Genomic DNA, 17,276 nt, shown 5'->3' with positions numbered 1-17,276 from the left:
CCCGCCCTGTGTCCGCCGCGATGGCGGCCCCTCCCCCAGCTGTGGCTGCGGCCTCCGCTAATGCGGACGCGCCCCTGCGGCAGCGGGCTGAGGCGATCCTGGCGGCCCAGGCCGAGATGCTGGACGTTCCGGTCGAGGCGGCGCTGGATGCGGGGCGGCGCGAGTCGGTGCGGACGGTGGTTCTGCGCTGCCTGCCGCACCTCGCCCCGGCCCGGGCGGAGGCGCTGACCGCCGCCCTCGCCCGGCCCGGCGATGCGGCCGCGCTCCGCGCCGTCCTTCGGGAGGGGGAAGAGACGGCATCGGCGGCCGCTGTCGTGCCGGCGCCGAAGGCGGTCCAGAAGCCCGCTGTGTCCACAGCGCCTACGGCGCCCCTGACAGCCGGCCCGCCCGCAGAAGCGTCGGAGAATGGTACAGGTTCTGGCGCGGCCCCGGCGCGGATGCTCCGGGTCGATCAGGCCAAGGTCGACACCCTGATGAACTTCGCGGCCGAACTGACGGTCGCCAAGAACGGGCTCGCCTACCTCGCCGGGCGGGTCGAGCAGGTCAGCGGCTCGCGCCAGCTCGGGCGGGAGATCAAGGAGCAATACGCGGTCATCGATCGGATCGCGCAGAGCCTTCAGGTCGGCGTCATGGCGATCCGCATGATGCCGGTGAGCCAAGTGTTCCAGCGCTTCCCCCGGCTGGTGCGCGACACCATGCGCAAGCTCGGCAAGGAGGCTGAGCTCGTGATCCAGGGTGAGGATACCGAGGCCGACAAGAACGTCCTGGAGAGTCTCGCCGACCCGTTGATCCACATGGTCCGCAACGCCCTCGACCACGGGATCGAGATGCCGGCCGAGCGGCTGGCCGCCGGCAAGCCGGCCCAGGGGACCCTGCGCCTCTCTGCCCGCCAGGAGAACGACAACGTCATCATCGAGGTGGCCGATGACGGAAAAGGCCTCGATCCGGACGTGGTGCGCGACAAGGCCGTGCGTGTCGGCCTGATCACCCCGGATCAGGCGGCCCAGATGGCGCCCGAGGAGATCGTCAACCTCGTCTTCGCCCCCGGCTTCTCGACCAAGGAGCAGGTCTCCGACCTCTCGGGCCGGGGCGTGGGTATGGATGTGGTGCGCAACGTCGTGCGCAAGGCCGGGGGCGACGTCTGGCTCGCGAGCCGCCTCGGCCAGGGCAGCTGCGTGACCGTGCAATTGCCGTTGACCATGGCGGTGACCCGGATCGTCACCGTGGAGGCCGGCGGCCAGCAATACGGCGTCGCCATGGATGCGGTGGCCGAGACCGTGAAGGTGCCCCTTGGCCAGATCCACAGGATCAAGCAGCGCGAGACCTTCGTGCTGCGCGACGCGGTGATCCCCCTGGTTCGGCTCGCCGACAGCCTCGGTCTCGCCCCCGCGACGGGCGCCCCGCCCGACGAGGAGGCCGTGATGGTCGCCCGGGTCGGACGCGAGCGGATCGGCATCGTGGTCGATGGCTTCCGCGAGCGCATGGAGGTGATCGTGCGGCCCCTCGACGGGCTGCTCGCCGGCCTCGTGGGCTTCTCCGGCACCGCGCTGCTCGGTGACGGCCGGGTCCTCCTGGTCCTCAACCTTCCGGATCTGATCTGATGCCCTTCGAACAAGACGGCGCAACCATCCGGCTGACGGGGCACTGTTCGGTCGAGGATGCCGAGCCCCTGCTCGACGTCCTTCGGGCAACGCCGGACGCGACGGTCGATCTCACCGAGGCCGCGTGGCTCCACACCGCCGTGCTGCAGGTGCTGATGGTGGCGACCCCTGCCCTGCGCGGCCGTCCGGACGGTCTGGTGCCGGCGGCCTGCCTCGCCGGCCTTCCCGTGACGGAGGCCGGATGAGCGCGCGCATCCTCGCGGTCGCCAATCGGAAGGGCGGCACCGCCAAGACCACCACGGTGGTGAATCTCGCCGCCGCCCTCGCGGCGCGCGGCCTGCGGGTGCTGCTCGTCGACCTCGATACGCAGGGGCATACCGGCCTGGGCTTCGGGGTGCGGGCGGCATCGGGCGAGCCGACGGTGCACGATCTCTACCGCGGCACCGGGGCTGTGGATCTCCGCGGCGCCATCCGTGGCACGAACGTGCCCCAGGTCGACATCCTGCCGGCCGACCGCGGCTTCTCGGGCCCGGACGGCGCCGTCGCGCCCCTGGGTCTCGCGACGGCGCTGAAGCCCCTGGCCGCCTCCTACGCGATCACCCTGATCGACACCGCACCGACCGCCGACGCCCTGCTGATCAACGCGCTGGCGAGCGCGCACCACGTCCTCGTCCCCACCCAGCTTCATCACCTCGCGGTCGACGGGGTCGGGCAGTTCGCCCGCTCGTATTTCCACGTCGCCACGACGCTCAACCCGGATTTGCGCGGCCTCTCGATCATGCCGGTCCAGGTCGATCTGCGGATCACGATGCAGCGGGAGGCACTCCAACGGCTCGAGGCCCGGTTCGGCCGCGAACGCCTGCTGCCGGGCATCCGCTCGGACATTGCACTCGCGGAGGCATTTGGGCGCGAAACGCCGCTCAGATACTTTAAGCCTCGGTCACGGGCCATTCAGGATTTTGACGTGCTATGCAGTCACGTCATGGAAAAAGTCTTTGCGATCTAAAAATACCTATTGCTGGCAAAGTTAAAACGATTGTAAACTTGGCGTGTAGTACTGAAAGGCGAGGCAATGCATAAGGTTTTGATTGTTGATGACTCTCCGACAATTCTGGCCAGCATGTCGGGTATTCTTGGAAGCGCTGGGTATATTACGGTGAAGGCGGTACATGCCGAGGATGCTCTCGCGCAGGTCCAGGCCGGTCTTCGTCCTGCTCTGGTCATTACGGACTATCACATGCCTGGCATGCACGGCGTTCAACTGATCCAGGAGTTGCGCAAGCTCACCCAGACCCGCTTCACGCCGATGCTCGTGCTGACGACCGAGTCCCAGCAGGAGAAGCGCGATGAGGCGCGCAAGGCCGGTGCGACCGGTTGGCTGGTGAAGCCGGTCCAGGCCGACAAGCTTCTGCAGGTCGTGAAGCAGGTCGCCCCGTCGCTCCAGGCTCTCGCCGCCTGATCGCGGTGGCGCGCCTTGCCGAACTCCGCACGCGGGCTTCGGACCTCGTCCGGTAGCGTGCTGCCGACCAAGCCGGAGCGACCGATCCCACCGATGCAAACCGCGGCCCCCGCCATCCTCAAGATCGAGATGAAGACGCTCCTGATCAGCGGCGGCGCTGGCTGTGTCGTCGGCGTTCTGCCGCTGATCCTCGGCGCGGCACAGCCGGTCCATCTTGTGATCGCGGCAGCGTCGGCCGTGTGCGGCGGCCTCGTGACGCGCGCGCTGCAGCGGCCGGCGGTCGCGTTCCCGTCGGATGTGCCGCTCGGGCATCAGACTGTGGCCACCGCTGCCGACGAAGCCGCGTGGCATGGACCGCAATCGGCGGCGAGCCGGCCAGCCGAGGTGACGCCGGATGTGACGGCACAGGGCGCGGCGCAGGATGTCGCGCAGGATCTGGCCGACCTCCAACCCTTCTTCTCCGTGACGCGCGAGCAATTGCGCAGCATCGTCGGGCAAACCGAAGGTGCGGCTTCGGCAATCATGGCATCCCTGGAAGCGCTCAGCGCGGCGCAGAACCGCAGCGCCGTCTGCATCAACGACACGCGCGAGCGGATCGTCGGCGTCGCCGAGCAGAGTGACACCGCCCTGCACACGCTGGCGCGGTCGCTCGGAACCTACCTCGACGGACGCCTGCGGGAGACCCGGGCGGAGCGCGGCGCGGTCGATGCCGCGGCGGCGCAGATGCGCGGCCTCGACACCCTGATCGTCTCCCTGGAGAAGGTCGGCGCCTCGACCCGAATGCTCGCCCTCAACGCGAATATCGAGGCCAGCCGGGCCGGCATCCATGGGGCCGGGTTCAAGGTCATTGCCCGGGAACTCCAAGATCTCGCCCAGGCGTCCCAGACGGCCATGGCGGAGGCCCGGCTTCAGGTCACGAATGTGCAGCGGACGATCGGCCAGGTGCTCACCGTCGACCACGGGGCCGACGGGACGCGCACCGAGCAGGAGCGTCTCCAGGCCCTGATGACCGAACTCGACAGCATCGCCCAGACGACGACCGAGGTGTTGCTCGGTATGGTTCGCAACGACCTGTCGGAGGTCGCGACCCTGACCGGCGCGGTGGGCAACGAGGTTTTGTCGGTCTTCGGGCAGGTGCAGTTCCAGGACGTGGTTCGCCAGCAGATCGAGGCGATCGACGAGTCGAACGCGATGCTGGAGACGTGTCTCGACGGGTTCAGGCAGAGCCTGAGCGGGCGCGAGCCCGAGGCACCGGTCCGACCCGGCGCCATTCTGGAGTCGGCGCGAACGCGCTACGTCACGCAGATCCAGCACCGCGTCGACGCGCAGGCCCTGGGCCAAGCGACCGCTCACGCCGATGCGCCGGCTATCGAGCTGTTCTGAAGATCCCGAAGCGGTATCCCGACCGCGGTCGCAATCGTCCGGACTCGGTTGCCGCTTCCCAAGCGTCCGCGCATCGCTCCCACCCGAACATGCGCAGAATGTCCGGGCTTGCCGGTTCGCCACCCGCCGCGATGTCATGCGCCGGACCGATCCTTTTCGCGCCCGTATGAACCGCATGCGCCTGCGCCGACTTGCGCAGATATCCGACTGTCACGGAGGCGCGACATGACCGAACCTGGGGACATGGCGGATCAGCTCGCCGCCCTGCGCGCCGACAATGCCCGCCTGCGCCGCCTGCTCGACGAAGCCGGCATGCCCGACAGCCTGCGGCACGGCTTGCGCAACACGATGGCGACGTTGCGCATCATCATGCATCGGTCCGCCGAGAGCGCCACCGATGTCGAGACCTACGTCACCCATCTGGACGGGCGCCTGAGCGCCCTGCTGCGGGTCCCATCCACCACGGACGTGCTCGGCGAGATCGATCTGCACTCCCTGGTCTCGGATGAGCTGATGGTCCACCTCGTGCGCGAGGGCGATCAGGCGACGATTGCCGGCCCGCGCGTGCGTCTCCGGCCGAAGCCCGCCTTGAGTCTGGCGCTGGCGCTGCACGAACTGGCGAGCAACGGGATCGAACACGGGGCCCTCGCCCTGCCGCAGGGGCGAGTAGCGGTGACGTGGGAGATGCAGCCGGACGAGTCCGGGCCGATCCTGGCGCTGCTGTGGGACGAGGCCGGCGGAACGGCGATCCGGGAGCCCGCGCACCGCGGCTTCGGCATGACGCTCCTCGAAGACATGCTGGGCTACGAGCTCGAAGCACGCACCGCCCTGACCTGCGGGCCGGATGGGCTGCGCTGCAGCCTTCAGATTCCGTTCACGGCTCAGATCGGGCGTCTGATCGCGGCAGAGCTGGAGCATGACGACGACGGCGGGAGCTTCTAGGGCATCGATCCGGATGGAGGCGTCAGCCGAGTCTGGAAAAATTGATGCAAAATCAAAGAACTAGTGCTCACTCGCATGAACGAAGTGAATGCGTCAGAGCACTAAGGCCGCGTTCGGACCCCGCTGAGGTCGCCACCGACCGTGTGGCCCGGAACCGCCCATCGGATCGGCCCCGCTCGGGTAGCGCCTGGTATTGCGCGTCCCATTCCGGTTGGTGCCCGTTCCGACCGGTACCGGGGCCCGATGGTTGACGACAGGCTGTTGGGCACACCTGTAAGCGCATCATCCACAGCAGCCGCAGGCGTTGTTGACCCCTGGGCGAATATCGAGCAAGACGCTCTCGAATATAATGACAAATCCACGCCATTCCTTTGGATCTTGCCATGCGCTACGTTCCATAAGAGAGGCTCTGCGCCAAATATTTATTGCTAGGCGTTCGATCTTTAAGGGGAGCGGCCCTTCCATCGGGGCCGGTGCAGCAGGTCAGGGTATGCAACCTCTTGATAAGGAACCGTCGATGAGGATTGCAGCACCGAACATAGGAAGACCAAAACTGCTGGCGTGGCCGACCGACACGGTTCAGGATCGAAATCTTAAACTGTTTACGGCGACAAACATATGTCTCTTCGCGCTCATGGCGGTCATCGCCGTCTGGGCGGCTTGGCAGCGTGGCCCGTGGCTCGATGAATTCTGGACGCTCTGGCTTTCCAAGCATGATGTGCCGCTGACGGCAGCTGTCCGAGAACGCTGGCTGATCGACGTCCACCCACCCTTTTTTACCGGTGTAAATTGGCTCGTACAAACATGGGCCGGAGATTCGGTTCTACTTCGTCGATTGATGAATTTCTTACCGCTGGTCGCAAGCCTTCTGCTCGCGACAGCGTTGTGTCGGCGATATCCGAAAAACAGAAGCTATATCATCATTTTCGCTTTCATGATCGTGACGTCACCGGTCTTTTCTTATAATATGACCGAGATCCGATCCTATTTCACGCAAATCTGTTGCATGACGAGCCTCATCATCTGTCTGTACGCGATGATGACGCTGACCCGCGATGCGCTGATCCGGGATCATCGCCTCCTTGCTGCCTCGCTGTTTCTTTTGATCCTGCTGGCCCTCAATATTCACTACGTGACCACCGTCGTGGCCGCCAGCATCGTTGCCACCTCAGGCCTCTGCATGCTCGTCCGGCGGCAATGGAAGTGGTTTTTCCTCCTCCTCGTTGCCGGTCTCGTCGCATCCCTGCCCCTGATGGCGTGGTTCATAACGCAGACCGCCTTCCTGGATCAGATATCCGGGACCTTCTGGATCAAGGTCTCGTTTCCAATCGCGGTAAAGACCCTGATCGCGCAGATCGTGAAAAGCTTCGGCTTCAATCTTGCCGTCCTGGTTTCTCTGGCGATCCTGGTCACGAACCTTCTGCAGATGCACAGGACGGGCGGCGTGACTGCTGACCGCGTTCGGTCGGAGATCGATCCCCCCGGCGTCGGAACAGGTCATACGCTGTTCGTGATCGCCATGGTTGCGGGCCTGGCTTTCGCTGCTGTGTTGCTGCTGGCTGTCAATATCAAGCATCCGCATTTGTTCGTGGCCCGGTATCTGTCCTCGATCGCTCTGACCACCGTCGCCATCGTGGCTGCACTGATCGTCAACGTCGTTCGGCAGCGACGCCTTCTGTTCACGCTCCTGCTGCTGAATGGTGCGCTGGTCTACGGCATCACCGTCATCTCGCACGCCCTGGATCGCGGCTGGGATAGCGCGGCGTCCCTCATCCAGGCCCAGAAGACCCAATGCGCGTCGTCGCAGGTCTTCGCGGCGGAGTACCCAGCCAACTATGTGGTTCCCAATCAGGACCAAGTCATCGATTGGGCGTATCATGTCGAAGCCGCCCGCTACGGGTTTCCGGTTCATGTCCTGACTTCGCGCGCGCCGCTGGATCTTTCGCAGGGCGAACGCTGCCCGGCCATCCTGTGGATCGACCATATCGATTGGAGTGAATTGCCCGAACCCGTGACCCTGGGAGCTATAACCAAGAGACTGCCCGTCGCGCTGCCGCCCAAGTTCCTGGACTCGGCGCGTATGCTGAAGACGGGTTCCGGCATTGTCATCGTGGGTGGAGCTTCGGCGCCGGCCCAATAGGCCTTTTGGAGCGCTCTCCGCCGAAGTGGACCCCGTTTCGGCGTAAGAGAGCGTGCCAAAACAAGGGCTTAGAGCCGTGCTCGATTGTAATGCGATCGGGCACGGCTCTAGTCGCCGTTCCGGAGCCATGCTCGCTAGGACCGGGCCTGCCACCGAGACGGGCTTTCGGGATCAGGGAGGCGGGCTTGCTCTCGACGGATTGCGTGTGCGAGCGCGGACGCTAAGTAGTGGCGCACCCGCCGACACAGGAGGACATCTTAGGGGCGCGGTTGCGAAACGGTGCGAAACCATTTAGCAAAATCAAGTCCGTTTTTATAGCTTTTCGGCGCGAATTACATGACACATGTAAGTCATAATTCACAGCTGCCGCTTGTATCCATCGTCATACCGACCAGGAAGCGGATCGACTTTCTGCGGTTGACCGTGGACGCGATCCGCGCACAGACGTATCCGAATTTCGAATTGATTGTCGTGGCCGACGGTCATCAACAAGATGTATGCGATTATATACAGTCTTTGCAAGACGCACGCGTCTCATATGCGGCTTGTCAGTTTGCAGGAAGACCATCGGTCGCGCGGAATTTTGGCATCCGGCTTGCCACAGGCGAGTTTATTGCCTTCTGTGACGATGACGATCTCTGGCTCGCCGACAAGCTCATGACGCAGGTCGAGTTCATGGAGCAGCGTGGGATCGATTTCTGTTTCACAGCGGCTGGTGTCATCGATGCGGACGGCAATAAAATTGAACAACCACAGATCGGTTACCGCCGGAAGATCTCGCTTGCTTGGTTCCTGATGTCCCTCGGGGACAACATCTACCCATCGACGATCATGTTGAGGCGCAGGAAGCTCGCGAGCATCAAGCTTTTCGATGAATCACCGAAGTTGCGGCAGGGCGAAGATTATGAGTTTTTCGCGCGGTTCTTGGAGATCGCGCCGGGTTACGGCATCGACCGCGAACTCGTCCTCTATCGTGGGCACAGCGGGAGCATCCAGGAACGGAGCGTGACGCGGTGGTTTCTGCATCAACTGAACCTGCAAAAAGCGCTTTATCGGACCAAGAGCTTTCCGCGCTCCGTGTTGCTCGTCAGGCTGATGCGCGTCTTTTATTGGATGGCGCGGATCAGCACGGTTGCGCTCTCCATGCAGGTGCAAAATAAGGTTCGCCTGCTGAATCTGCGACTTTTCCGAACCTGATGGGTTGCCGGAAAGCCGATGGCGAACGCGTCATCGCGCAATCGCCCGTGTCGGAAAGCGGAGTTATCGAAGCCTGAATCGGCTGCGCAGCGGGCTCAAGTCTAGGCGTCGTGGCACTGGAACGGCGGGGGATTCGATCCCTCTGTAAGCGATCGAGGATCCAGGATCGGCGCCGGGATGCGGTCGGTCATGATGGAATGCCAATCCACGGCATGCTCGGTCAAAGGGCGCGGGAGGGGTATAAATTTTGGAGCTGCTGTGCGAATGAGGGCCGGACATGCATAAGCACAAGCTCTTTACGGACGGCGCGCTTTTATATTTTGCACATATCTTTAGATACGTATTCCCAATCGTCATCATCCCGCTGCTGGCGCGCAAGCTCGGAGCCGAGCACTACGGCATCGTCCTCGTCGGGCTATCCCTGGCAACCCTCGTCAGCCTGATTGTCGAGTTCGGTTTCAATGTGTCTGGGACCCGGGATCTGGCCACGCGGGACGCATCTCAGCTCGACGGCGTCGTTTCCGCGATTCTGACGGCCAAGCTGATCCTGATGGTTCCGGCCATCACGTTCGGCATCTTCGTGATTTCCAGCTCGTCCGTTCTCAGGGATGCGCCCGGCGTCGGCGTCCTGTCGATCATCTATGGCATTCTCCAGGGAACCAACCTCCTCTGGTACTTCCGGGCCAGGGGGCGGATGGCCCTCGTCGTCAAGATTGAGCTGGCCGCACAGCTGTTGAATATGCTGCTGATCGTGACGTTTGTCGGCGGTGAGAGTTCGTATGCTTATGTCATCCTGTTTTATATTCTGGCCTCGTCGCTGACTCTGTTCGTCACGGGTGTGATCCTCGTGAAAGAGGTCACGGTCAGGCTCGCATCCTGGACGGCGGCGCGCGACGCGCTTCGCGGCGGAGGAGCCATCTTTGTCCTGACGGGCGCCGTCGCTGCCTATACGGCGGCCTCCGGCCTCGTGTTGGGTTGGCTTTCGACGCCGGATCAGGTCGGCTTCTTCGGTCCGGCCGACAAGCTGATCAATGCGGGTCTGCAACTGTTGAATCCACTCTCGACGCTTCTGCTTCCCCACATGACCCGCGAGTTACGGAGTAACCCGGTCGAGGCCTACGTGCTGCTCAAGCGTACGACCTTCGTGCTGACGCTCTGCTCAACGTTGGCATCGATTGTGATCCTGTTCCTGGGGCCCTTCATCATGAAGATCTTCCTGGGCCATGCCTACGCGGAGGCGGGCAACATCTTTTCCGTCCTGAGCCTGACCCTGCCGCTCGGGACCATCAGCTACTGCTTGAGTATGCTTCTGCTTCTTCCCGCACGGAAAGATAAGGCGGTCACGGTCATCGCAATCGTGGGCGGTGCGCTCAACCTCCTGTGCGCAATCGTCCTGACACCGCAGAGCGGAGCCATGGGCATGGCGATCAGCCGCGTGATTGCGGAAGTCGCCATAACGATCCTGACCTTCTATGTGACGATCAGAAGCGGGCTCTGGCGCGACGTGTGGCGCGCGAGCGGCTCCGTACCCGCGTCCGTGAACCTGTCCGGGCGGTTTCAGAGTCTGAGGAAACGGTTCCCGCGGATCCCGATGACGTTCAGATCCGGACTCTGACGAGGATCGGGATCGGAGCGGCCGGGTTGCCCGGCTTGGCTCCTGTCATCGCGGCGATGGCCCGACGACGCAGGAACCGGGCCTGCTTCTGACGAGTACGCACCATCGCGTCTGCCGATGGCACAGATGGCACCGGGCGCGGATCGGTGCCGCCGATCGGCGCGGCTGTCGGCCACCGCCATGGCATGTCCGGGCGAGGCTGCCGATCAGCGCCGAAGGGATTTTCAGGAGCAGAGAGTCGCTTCCCGGGGGCGGTCACGCTGCGAGCAGAAGCGCGGGCGATGTCCGGCGTAGGGCGGTGGTTCTCGAAGGCTGTGCCGGCTCCGGTACGCCGAGATCACCGTCCGGTCCGGGTCGGCCGTCGTGACCCGGCCCCGAAAGGACACGCGTCCCGTCGGGAATTTGGCTGGGGCGCCAGGATTCGAACCTGGGAATGGCGGTACCAAAAACCGCTGCCTTACCACTTGGCGACGCCCCAAGGCAGGCGGTCGCTGTCTAGACGGCGCGGCCCCGCCTGGCAAGCGTTTCGCCGGGGGCCTCAGCGGCGTTCGGGGACGCCGTCGATCCGGCGCGGCAGGCCCAGCGGATTGGCGGCCTGGAGCGCGGGCGGCAGCAGGGCGTCCGGGACGTCCTGATAGCTCACCGGGCGCAGGAACCGATCGATCGCCAGGCTGCCCACCGAGGTCGTGCGCCCGTCCGAGGTCGCCGGATAGGGGCCGCCATGCACCATGGCGTGCGCCACCTCGACGCCTGTGCCGAATCCGTCCACGAGGATGCGGCCGACCCGCCGCTCCAGGAGCGGCAGCAGCACGCGCGCCTCTGCGTGATCCGCCGGGGCGAGGTGGAGCGAGGCGGTGAGCTGACCCTCCAGATGCTCCAGCACCTTGCGCATCGCCGCAAGGTCCGGGCACCGGACGACCAGCGCCGAAGCGCCGAACATCTCCTCCTGCAGGGCGGGGTCCGCCAGGAAGGCATCCGCCTCCGCGGCGAACAGGGCGGCGCGCCCCTGCGTCGCCGTGCCCTCCGGCCCCTCCGCCAGCAGGGTAACGGCGGCATGGCCCGCCACGCGGTCAACGCCCTCGCGATAGGCCCGCTGGATGCCCGGGGTCAGCATTGTGGCGGCCGGGCTCTCTCGCAGGGCCGCGGCGGCGGCTTCCAGGAAGGCGTCGAGGCCGGGCCCGGGCTGGGCTAGGATCAGGCCGGGATTGGTGCAGAACTGGCCGGCGCCGAGCGTCAGCGAGGCCGCGAAGGCCTTGCCGATCGCCGCGCCGCGCTCCGCCAGGGCGCCGGGGAACAGCAGGACCGGGTTGATGCTGCTCATTTCCGCATAGACCGGGATCGGGTGCGGGCGCTTTGCTGCGATCGCCATCAGGGCCGTTCCGCCCCGGCGCGATCCGGTGAAGCCCACCGCGGCGATCCGGGGATCGGCCACCAGCGCCTGCCCGATCGACTGGCCGGCATCGAACAGCAGGGAAAAGACGCCCTCCGGCAACCCGCAGGTCCCGACCGCCTTCTGGACGGCGCGCCCGATCAGCTCGGAGGTGCCCGGATGGGCCGGATGCGCCTTCACCACCACCGGGCAGCCGGCCGCGAGCGCCGAGGCGGTGTCGCCGCCCGCCACCGAGAAGGCCAGCGGGAAGTTCGAGGCGCCGAACACCGCCACCGGCCCGACCGCGATCCGCCGCAGGCGTAGGTCCGGTCGCGGCAGGGGCTTGCGGTCCGGCAAAGCCGGGTCGATGCGGGCCTCCACGGCGCTGCCCTCGCGCACCACGCCGGCGAACAGGCGGAGCTGCCCGGCGGTGCGGGCGCGCTCGCCCTCGATCCGCGGGCGCGGCAGCCCGGTCTCCGCCATGCAGCGGGTGACGAGCTCATCGCCGATCTCGAGAATGTTCGTCGCGATCGCTTCTAGGAAGGCCGCCCGGGTCTCCGGGTCGGTCTCGCGGTAGGTGTCGAAGGCGGCCTCCGCCAGGGCGCAGGCCCGGTCGAGGTCGGCGGGGCTGGCGCCCGGGAAATCGGGCTCCAGAGCCGCGCCCGTGGCCGCCTCCACGGCCCGGAAGGACGCGTCCGCGCCGCGCCGGGCCTCGGCGCCGATCAGGTTCTCGCCGCGCAGGGTCATAGCGTGGTCCATCGGCTGGTCCTCTTCGTCTCGATGCGGGCCGACGGATCAGCTCCGCTGCGCCGCCAGGGCCTTCTCGCGGATCGCCGCGAGGGTCATGGTCGGGGTGAGCGCCTCGGGATCGACGCGGCAGTGGATCAAAGCCGGCAGGCCCGAGCCGAGGCTCCGCTCGAAGGCCGGGGCGAAATCCTCGGTGCGTTCGACGGTCTCGCCGTGGCCGCCGCAGGCCCCGGCGAGGGCCGCGAAGTCGGGGTTGCGCAGCTCGGTCGCCGAGACCCGGCCGGGATACTCACGCTCCTGATGCATCCGGATCGTGCCGTACATGCCATTGTCGAGGACGACGACCACGATGGGCACGGCGTACTGCACCGCGGTGGCGAATTCCTGCACGGTCATCATCACGTCGCCGTCGCCCGCGAGTGCCACGACGATCCGCTCAGGGTTGCTGCGCTTGGCCATCACGGCGGCCGGAAGGCCGTAGCCCATGGAACCCGAGGTCGGTGCGAGCTGCGTGCCGAAGGCGCGGAACCGGTAGTAGCGGTGGATCCAGGTGGCGAAGTTGCCGGCGCCGTTGCAGATCACCGCGTCGGGCGGCAGCCGCTCCCGCAGCCAGGTGATCGCCTGACCGTACTGGAACGCCCCCGGCTTCGGCTCCGGCGTCTCGGACCAGGCGCGATAGGATGCGTGGGCCTCGGCGGCGCGCCCGCTGCCGGTCGGCGCGAAATCCGGCAGCCCGGCGCAGAACGCCGCCGGGCTCGCCTGGATCGCCAGGGTGGGCTGGTAGACCCGGCCGAGTTCCGCCGGATCGGGGTGGACATGGACCAGCGGCAGGCCGGGATCGGGGATGCCGAGCAGGCCGTAGGATTGCGCCGGCATTTCGGACAGGCGCCCGCCGATCATCAGCAGGAGATCGGCTTCCCTGATCCGGGCGAGGAGCGCCGGGTTCGGGCCGATACCCAATTCGCCCGCAAAGTTCGGATGGTCGGCGGGGAAGAGCTGCGCCCGGCGGAACGAGACCGCCACCGGCACGTCGTGGCGCTCCGCCCAGGCGGCGAAGGCCGCGCAGGTCTCCGCGCTCCAGCGCGAGCCGCCGAGCAGCGCCACCGGGCGCCGCGCTTCCGCCAGCATCGCCCGCAGGCGCTCCACGTCCGCTTGAGACGGGGCAGGCTCGGCCGGCTCCACGCGTGGGGCGTCGCCGACCGAAGCGACGTCGTCCAGCATGTCCTCCGGCAGGGCGATCACCACCGGGCCGGGCCGGCCCTGCATCGCCACCCGGAAGGCCCGGGCGAGGATCTCCGGGATGCGGGCGGCGTCGTCGATCTCCACCGCCCATTTGGCGACGCCGCCGAACATCTGCCGGTAGTCGATCTCCTGGAACGCCTCGCGGTCGCGCATGCGCCGGGCGATCTGCCCGACGAACAGGATCATCGGCGTGGAATCCTGCCGGGCGATATGGACCCCCGCCGAGGCGTTGGTCGCCCCGGGGCCGCGAGTGACCATGCAGATGCCTGGGCGTCCCGTGAGCTTGCCGGCGGCCTCCGCCATGATGGCGGCACCCCCCTCCTGACGGCAGACGAGGATGTCGATACCGCTGTCGCGCAGGGCGTCCAGCACCGCGAGGTAGCTCTCGCCGGGGACGCAGGTGACGCGCTCGACCCCTTGCGCGAGCAGTTGGTCGACGAGAATCCGCGCGCCGGTGCGTGGGGGCAATCCGCTCAAGCCGTCCTCCCTGGCGATCCCGCCGTGCGGCCCTTGGCCGAGAAGGCCCATGATCCGGTCTGAGATGCCGGTGATATCTCAGCTGAGGATAGAGGCCCGATGGTGGCCGTCAACCTGTCAGACGAGCGGCCTACGGTCGAGGGCGCTGCGTGTCATCTGGTCGAGAAAGTCGAACAGGGTGCCGATACCGGCAACCGCCCTCTCGGCATCGCGGGCCACAACGCCGGCCACGATCCCCGCATGGATCCGGGCACAATCGAGAAAGCTCGCGGTCGGCTCGTAGGTGTACCAGAAGCGCCGGGACTGGGCGTGGAGCGCCGCCATGGTGCTGGTCAGGGTGGCGTTGTGGGCGGCTTTCACCATCGCCTCGTGCAGCGTCCGCTTGCTGCGGAAATAGGTCTCCCGATCCCGGGCCCCGGCGGCGGTGAGCAGCCCGGCGACACCGCCTGCGAGGGCGGCGAGTTCCTGGTCCGATCCGCGCGCGATCACGCAGCGCGCCACCGTCTCGTCGAGGGGGCGCCGGACTTCGAGCAGTTCGAGATGCGTGATGATGTCGACGGGCGTGACCAGCACGCCCCGGCGCGGATGGACTTCGACGAAGCCGATGGTCTTCAGCCGCGCCAGCGCCTCTCGGACCGGGGTGCGGCCGAGCGCCAGTTCCTCGCCCAACTCGCCCTCCGACACCATCGCCCCGGGGGCGAGGCGGCGGCTGATGATCATCTGTTCGATGGCGTCGTAGGCGGTCTCCGCGAGGGAGCGCGGCCGTCCCGTCACTGCGAGGCCGTTCAGGCCCGATCCTGCCGACACAAGTTTCTCTCCAGCCAAGTCATGCTGCATGGGTTTCAGGATTTGTCTGACGCCATGTCGCGGCATTGACAATGGCGACGCACGGCGTGCTACTCAACTTCTGAGATATCAGTCGGCACTCACGGCGGTTCCACAAGAACCGTGCGGCGGAGCGACACGACCATCCAGGGAGGAAACCGATGTCTGGGCTGTCCGAGGGGACGCGCGCCAAGCTGAAGACTGTCAGCACGGCGACGCTGATGACCGCCCTCTACAAGCGCGGCTTCCGCAACCAAATGATCCAGGGCGTCCTGCCCTTGAAGAAAGGCGGCGCCACGATGGTCGGCGAGGCCTTCACGCTCCGCTACATGCCGGCCCGCGAGGACCTGAACCCGATCACGGTGTTCCGTGACCGGGCGCATCCGCAGCGCAAGGCCGTGGAGGAATGCCCGCCCGGCGCCGTGTTCGTGATCGACAGCCGCAAGGATGCGCGGGCCGCCTCCGCGGGCTCGATCCTGGCGACCCGGCTAATGGTACGCGGCTGCGCCGGCCTCGTGACCGATGGCGGGTTCCGCGATGCCGACGAGATCGCCGCCCTCGACATGCCGAGCTACCACGTGCGCCCGTCCGCGCCGACGAACCTCACCATCCATCAGGCAATCGACATCAACGTGCCGATCGGCTGCGGCGATGCCCCGGTCTTCCCCGGCGACGTGATCGTGGGTGATGGCGACGGCGTCGCGGTGATCCCGGCCCACATCGCCGACGCGGTCGCCGACGAGGCGGTCGAGATGACCGCCTACGAGGATTTCGTCACCGAAGAGGTCCGCAAGGGCCGCTCGATCCTTGGCCTCTACCCGGCGACCGACGAGCAGAGCCTCGCCGATTTCGCAGCCTGGCGGAAGCAGACCGGCCGCTGAAAGCCGGCCCCGTTCGCGGGCGCCACCAAGCACGATCAGAACAGGGAGGACGCCATGGTGTCTGGCATTCCAACGGTCACGGCGGAGCCCGAGATCGAGCGGCGGACGGTTTCCAAGGTCTCGTGGCGACTCCTGCCGCTGATCGTGGTGATCTACTTCGTCGCCTACATGGACCGGACGAATGTCGGATTTGCCTCCTTCGGGCTGAACCGGGAATTCGGCTTCTCGGCGACGCTCTACGGCTGGGGCGCGGGGATCTTCTTCCTCGGCTACTTCTTCTTCGAGGTGCCGAGCAACGTCCTCCTGGAGCGCGCCGGCGCGCGGATCTGGATCGCCCGGATCATGATCACCTGGGGGCTGATCGCGGGCGGCATGGCGTTCATCGCCGGGCCGACCAGCTTTCTGGTGATGCGCTTCCTGCTCGGCGTCGCCGAGGCCGGATTCTTCCCCGGCATGATCCTGTACTTCACCTATTGGTTCCCGCGGAAATACCGGGCCCGGGTGGTGGCGGCCCTGTTCCTGGCGGTGCCGGGCTCGAACGCCCTGACGGCGGTGATCTCGGGCGCGCTGCTCCAGCTCGACGGGGTGCTCGGCTTCCACGGCTGGCAATGGCTGTTCATGGTCGAGGCGGTGCCCGCCATCATCCTGGCCTTCGTGGTGCTCGCGTTGATGACCGACCGGCCCGCCAAGGCGACCTGGCTCGCCGCGGATGAGCGCCGCTGGCTGGAGGACACGCTGGAGGCGGAGCGCCGCAGCACCGTGAAGGCGCATGGCCACTTCACGCTCCGGCAGGCGTTGACCGATGCCCGGGTCCTGACCCTGGCGGGGATCTACTTCACCATCGTCACGGCGACCTACGGCATCACCTTCTTCCTGCCGCCGATCCTCAAGAGCCTGAAGCTCACCGATTGGCAGACCGGGCTCGCGACCGCGGTCCCGTACGTCGTGGGCACCATCGGCATGGTCTCGTGGAGCTGGTCGTCGGACCGGCGCAACGAGCGGCGCTGGCACTTCGTCGTCGCGGCGGTCATCGCCGCCATCGGCCTGATCGCGTCGGGCCCGCTGCTCGGCAGCCTCTGGGCGCTGGCGGCGATGTCGGTGGCGACGGTGGGCCTCTACGGCACCAAGCCGGCTTTCTGGCCCCTGCCGGCTGAGTTCCTGTCGGGGTCCGCGGCGGCCGGCGGCATCGCGCTGATCAACGCGATCGGCAATCTCGGCGGCTTCGTCGGCCCCTATGTCCTGGGCTGGCTGAAGGATACGACCGGCACCTACGAGGCCGGGCTCTACTTCCTGGCGGGCTGCGCCCTGGCCTCGGCTGCGCTTGCCTTCGTGTCGATCCGCCCGCAGGCGCCGGCCACGGAGGCGGGCGCGGCCGGCGCGGTCCGTCCCAACGCGTGA

General features: G+C 66.5%; 14 protein-coding genes and 1 tRNA gene. 11 read left to right on the top strand and 4 right to left on the bottom strand.

What is annotated here, in order from left to right:
- The 9 genes from OXS49_RS21650 to OXS49_RS21610 form a co-directional block, all read left to right on the top strand.
- On the top strand, positions 1-1,601 hold a 1,601-nt coding region (locus tag OXS49_RS21650), incomplete at its 5' end, for a chemotaxis protein CheA (RefSeq protein WP_267426638.1).
- On the top strand, positions 1,601-1,846 hold the full coding sequence (locus OXS49_RS21645) for a hypothetical protein (protein WP_267426637.1): 246 nt from the start codon (positions 1,601-1,603) through the stop codon (positions 1,844-1,846). The genes OXS49_RS21650 and OXS49_RS21645, both read left to right, overlap by 1 nt.
- On the top strand, positions 1,843-2,607 hold the full coding sequence (locus tag OXS49_RS21640; protein ID WP_244006830.1) for a ParA family protein: 765 nt from the start codon (positions 1,843-1,845) through the stop codon (positions 2,605-2,607). Before OXS49_RS21645 ends, OXS49_RS21640 begins: the two co-directional genes overlap by 4 nt.
- Positions 2,608-2,673: 66 nt before the next feature.
- Positions 2,674-3,060: a response regulator gene (locus tag OXS49_RS21635; RefSeq protein ID WP_267426636.1), complete on the top strand. Its 387-nt coding sequence runs from the start codon at positions 2,674-2,676 to the stop codon at positions 3,058-3,060.
- Positions 3,061-3,153: 93 nt separating this feature from the next.
- Positions 3,154-4,443 carry a methyl-accepting chemotaxis protein gene (locus tag OXS49_RS21630; RefSeq protein ID WP_267426635.1) on the top strand — a complete coding sequence of 430 codons (1,290 nt, stop codon included), beginning with the start codon at positions 3,154-3,156 and terminating at the stop codon, positions 4,441-4,443.
- A gap of 225 nt (positions 4,444-4,668) precedes the next feature.
- On the top strand, positions 4,669-5,385 hold the full coding sequence (locus OXS49_RS21625; RefSeq protein WP_267426633.1) for an HWE histidine kinase domain-containing protein: 717 nt from the start codon (positions 4,669-4,671) through the stop codon (positions 5,383-5,385).
- Positions 5,386-5,902: 517 nt separating this feature from the next.
- On the top strand, positions 5,903-7,525 hold the full coding sequence (locus OXS49_RS21620; protein ID WP_267426631.1) for a hypothetical protein: 1,623 nt from the start codon (positions 5,903-5,905) through the stop codon (positions 7,523-7,525).
- Between the two features lie 336 nt (positions 7,526-7,861).
- Positions 7,862-8,722, top strand: a complete 861-nt coding sequence (locus OXS49_RS21615) for a glycosyltransferase family 2 protein (RefSeq protein WP_243998469.1) — start codon at positions 7,862-7,864, stop codon at positions 8,720-8,722.
- Positions 8,723-8,999: 277 nt separating this feature from the next.
- Positions 9,000-10,337: an oligosaccharide flippase family protein gene (locus OXS49_RS21610; RefSeq protein ID WP_267426630.1), complete on the top strand. Its 1,338-nt coding sequence runs from the start codon at positions 9,000-9,002 to the stop codon at positions 10,335-10,337.
- Between the two features lie 403 nt (positions 10,338-10,740).
- On the opposite strand, the gene OXS49_RS21605 is transcribed toward OXS49_RS21610, so the two are convergent.
- The 4 genes from OXS49_RS21605 to OXS49_RS21590 all read right to left on the bottom strand — a co-directional run bounded on the left by OXS49_RS21605 (position 10,741) and on the right by OXS49_RS21590 (position 14,979).
- Positions 10,741-10,815 (bottom strand) — tRNA-Gln (locus OXS49_RS21605).
- Between the two features lie 60 nt (positions 10,816-10,875).
- Positions 10,876-12,453: an aldehyde dehydrogenase (NADP(+)) gene (locus tag OXS49_RS21600; RefSeq protein WP_267426643.1), complete on the bottom strand. Its 1,578-nt coding sequence runs from the start codon at positions 12,451-12,453 to the stop codon at positions 10,876-10,878.
- A 48-nt stretch (positions 12,454-12,501) separates the two neighbouring features.
- The gene (locus tag OXS49_RS21595) at positions 12,502-14,172 is read right to left on the bottom strand and encodes a thiamine pyrophosphate-binding protein (protein ID WP_243998473.1); all 1,671 of its coding nucleotides are present in this window, start codon (positions 14,170-14,172) and stop codon (positions 12,502-12,504) included.
- Positions 14,173-14,289: 117 nt separating this feature from the next.
- Positions 14,290-14,979 (bottom strand): GntR family transcriptional regulator, encoded by a 690-nt coding sequence (locus OXS49_RS21590; RefSeq protein WP_267426629.1) that lies wholly within the window; start codon positions 14,977-14,979, stop codon positions 14,290-14,292.
- Between the two features lie 179 nt (positions 14,980-15,158).
- On the opposite strand from OXS49_RS21590, the gene OXS49_RS21585 reads away from it, so the two are divergent.
- Complete coding sequence (locus OXS49_RS21585; protein ID WP_267426628.1) at positions 15,159-15,878, top strand: ribonuclease activity regulator RraA; 720 nt, start codon at positions 15,159-15,161, stop codon at positions 15,876-15,878.
- Positions 15,879-15,932: 54 nt separating this feature from the next.
- Positions 15,933-17,276: an MFS transporter gene (locus tag OXS49_RS21580; RefSeq protein ID WP_267426627.1), complete on the top strand. Its 1,344-nt coding sequence runs from the start codon at positions 15,933-15,935 to the stop codon at positions 17,274-17,276.

This window comes from Methylobacterium sp. GC_Met_2 (assembly GCF_026540795.1).
GTDB lineage: Bacteria > Pseudomonadota > Alphaproteobacteria > Rhizobiales > Beijerinckiaceae > Methylobacterium.
The sequence above is the reverse complement of the archived record's forward strand: the minus strand, read 5'-3'. Positions and strand labels throughout refer to the sequence as shown.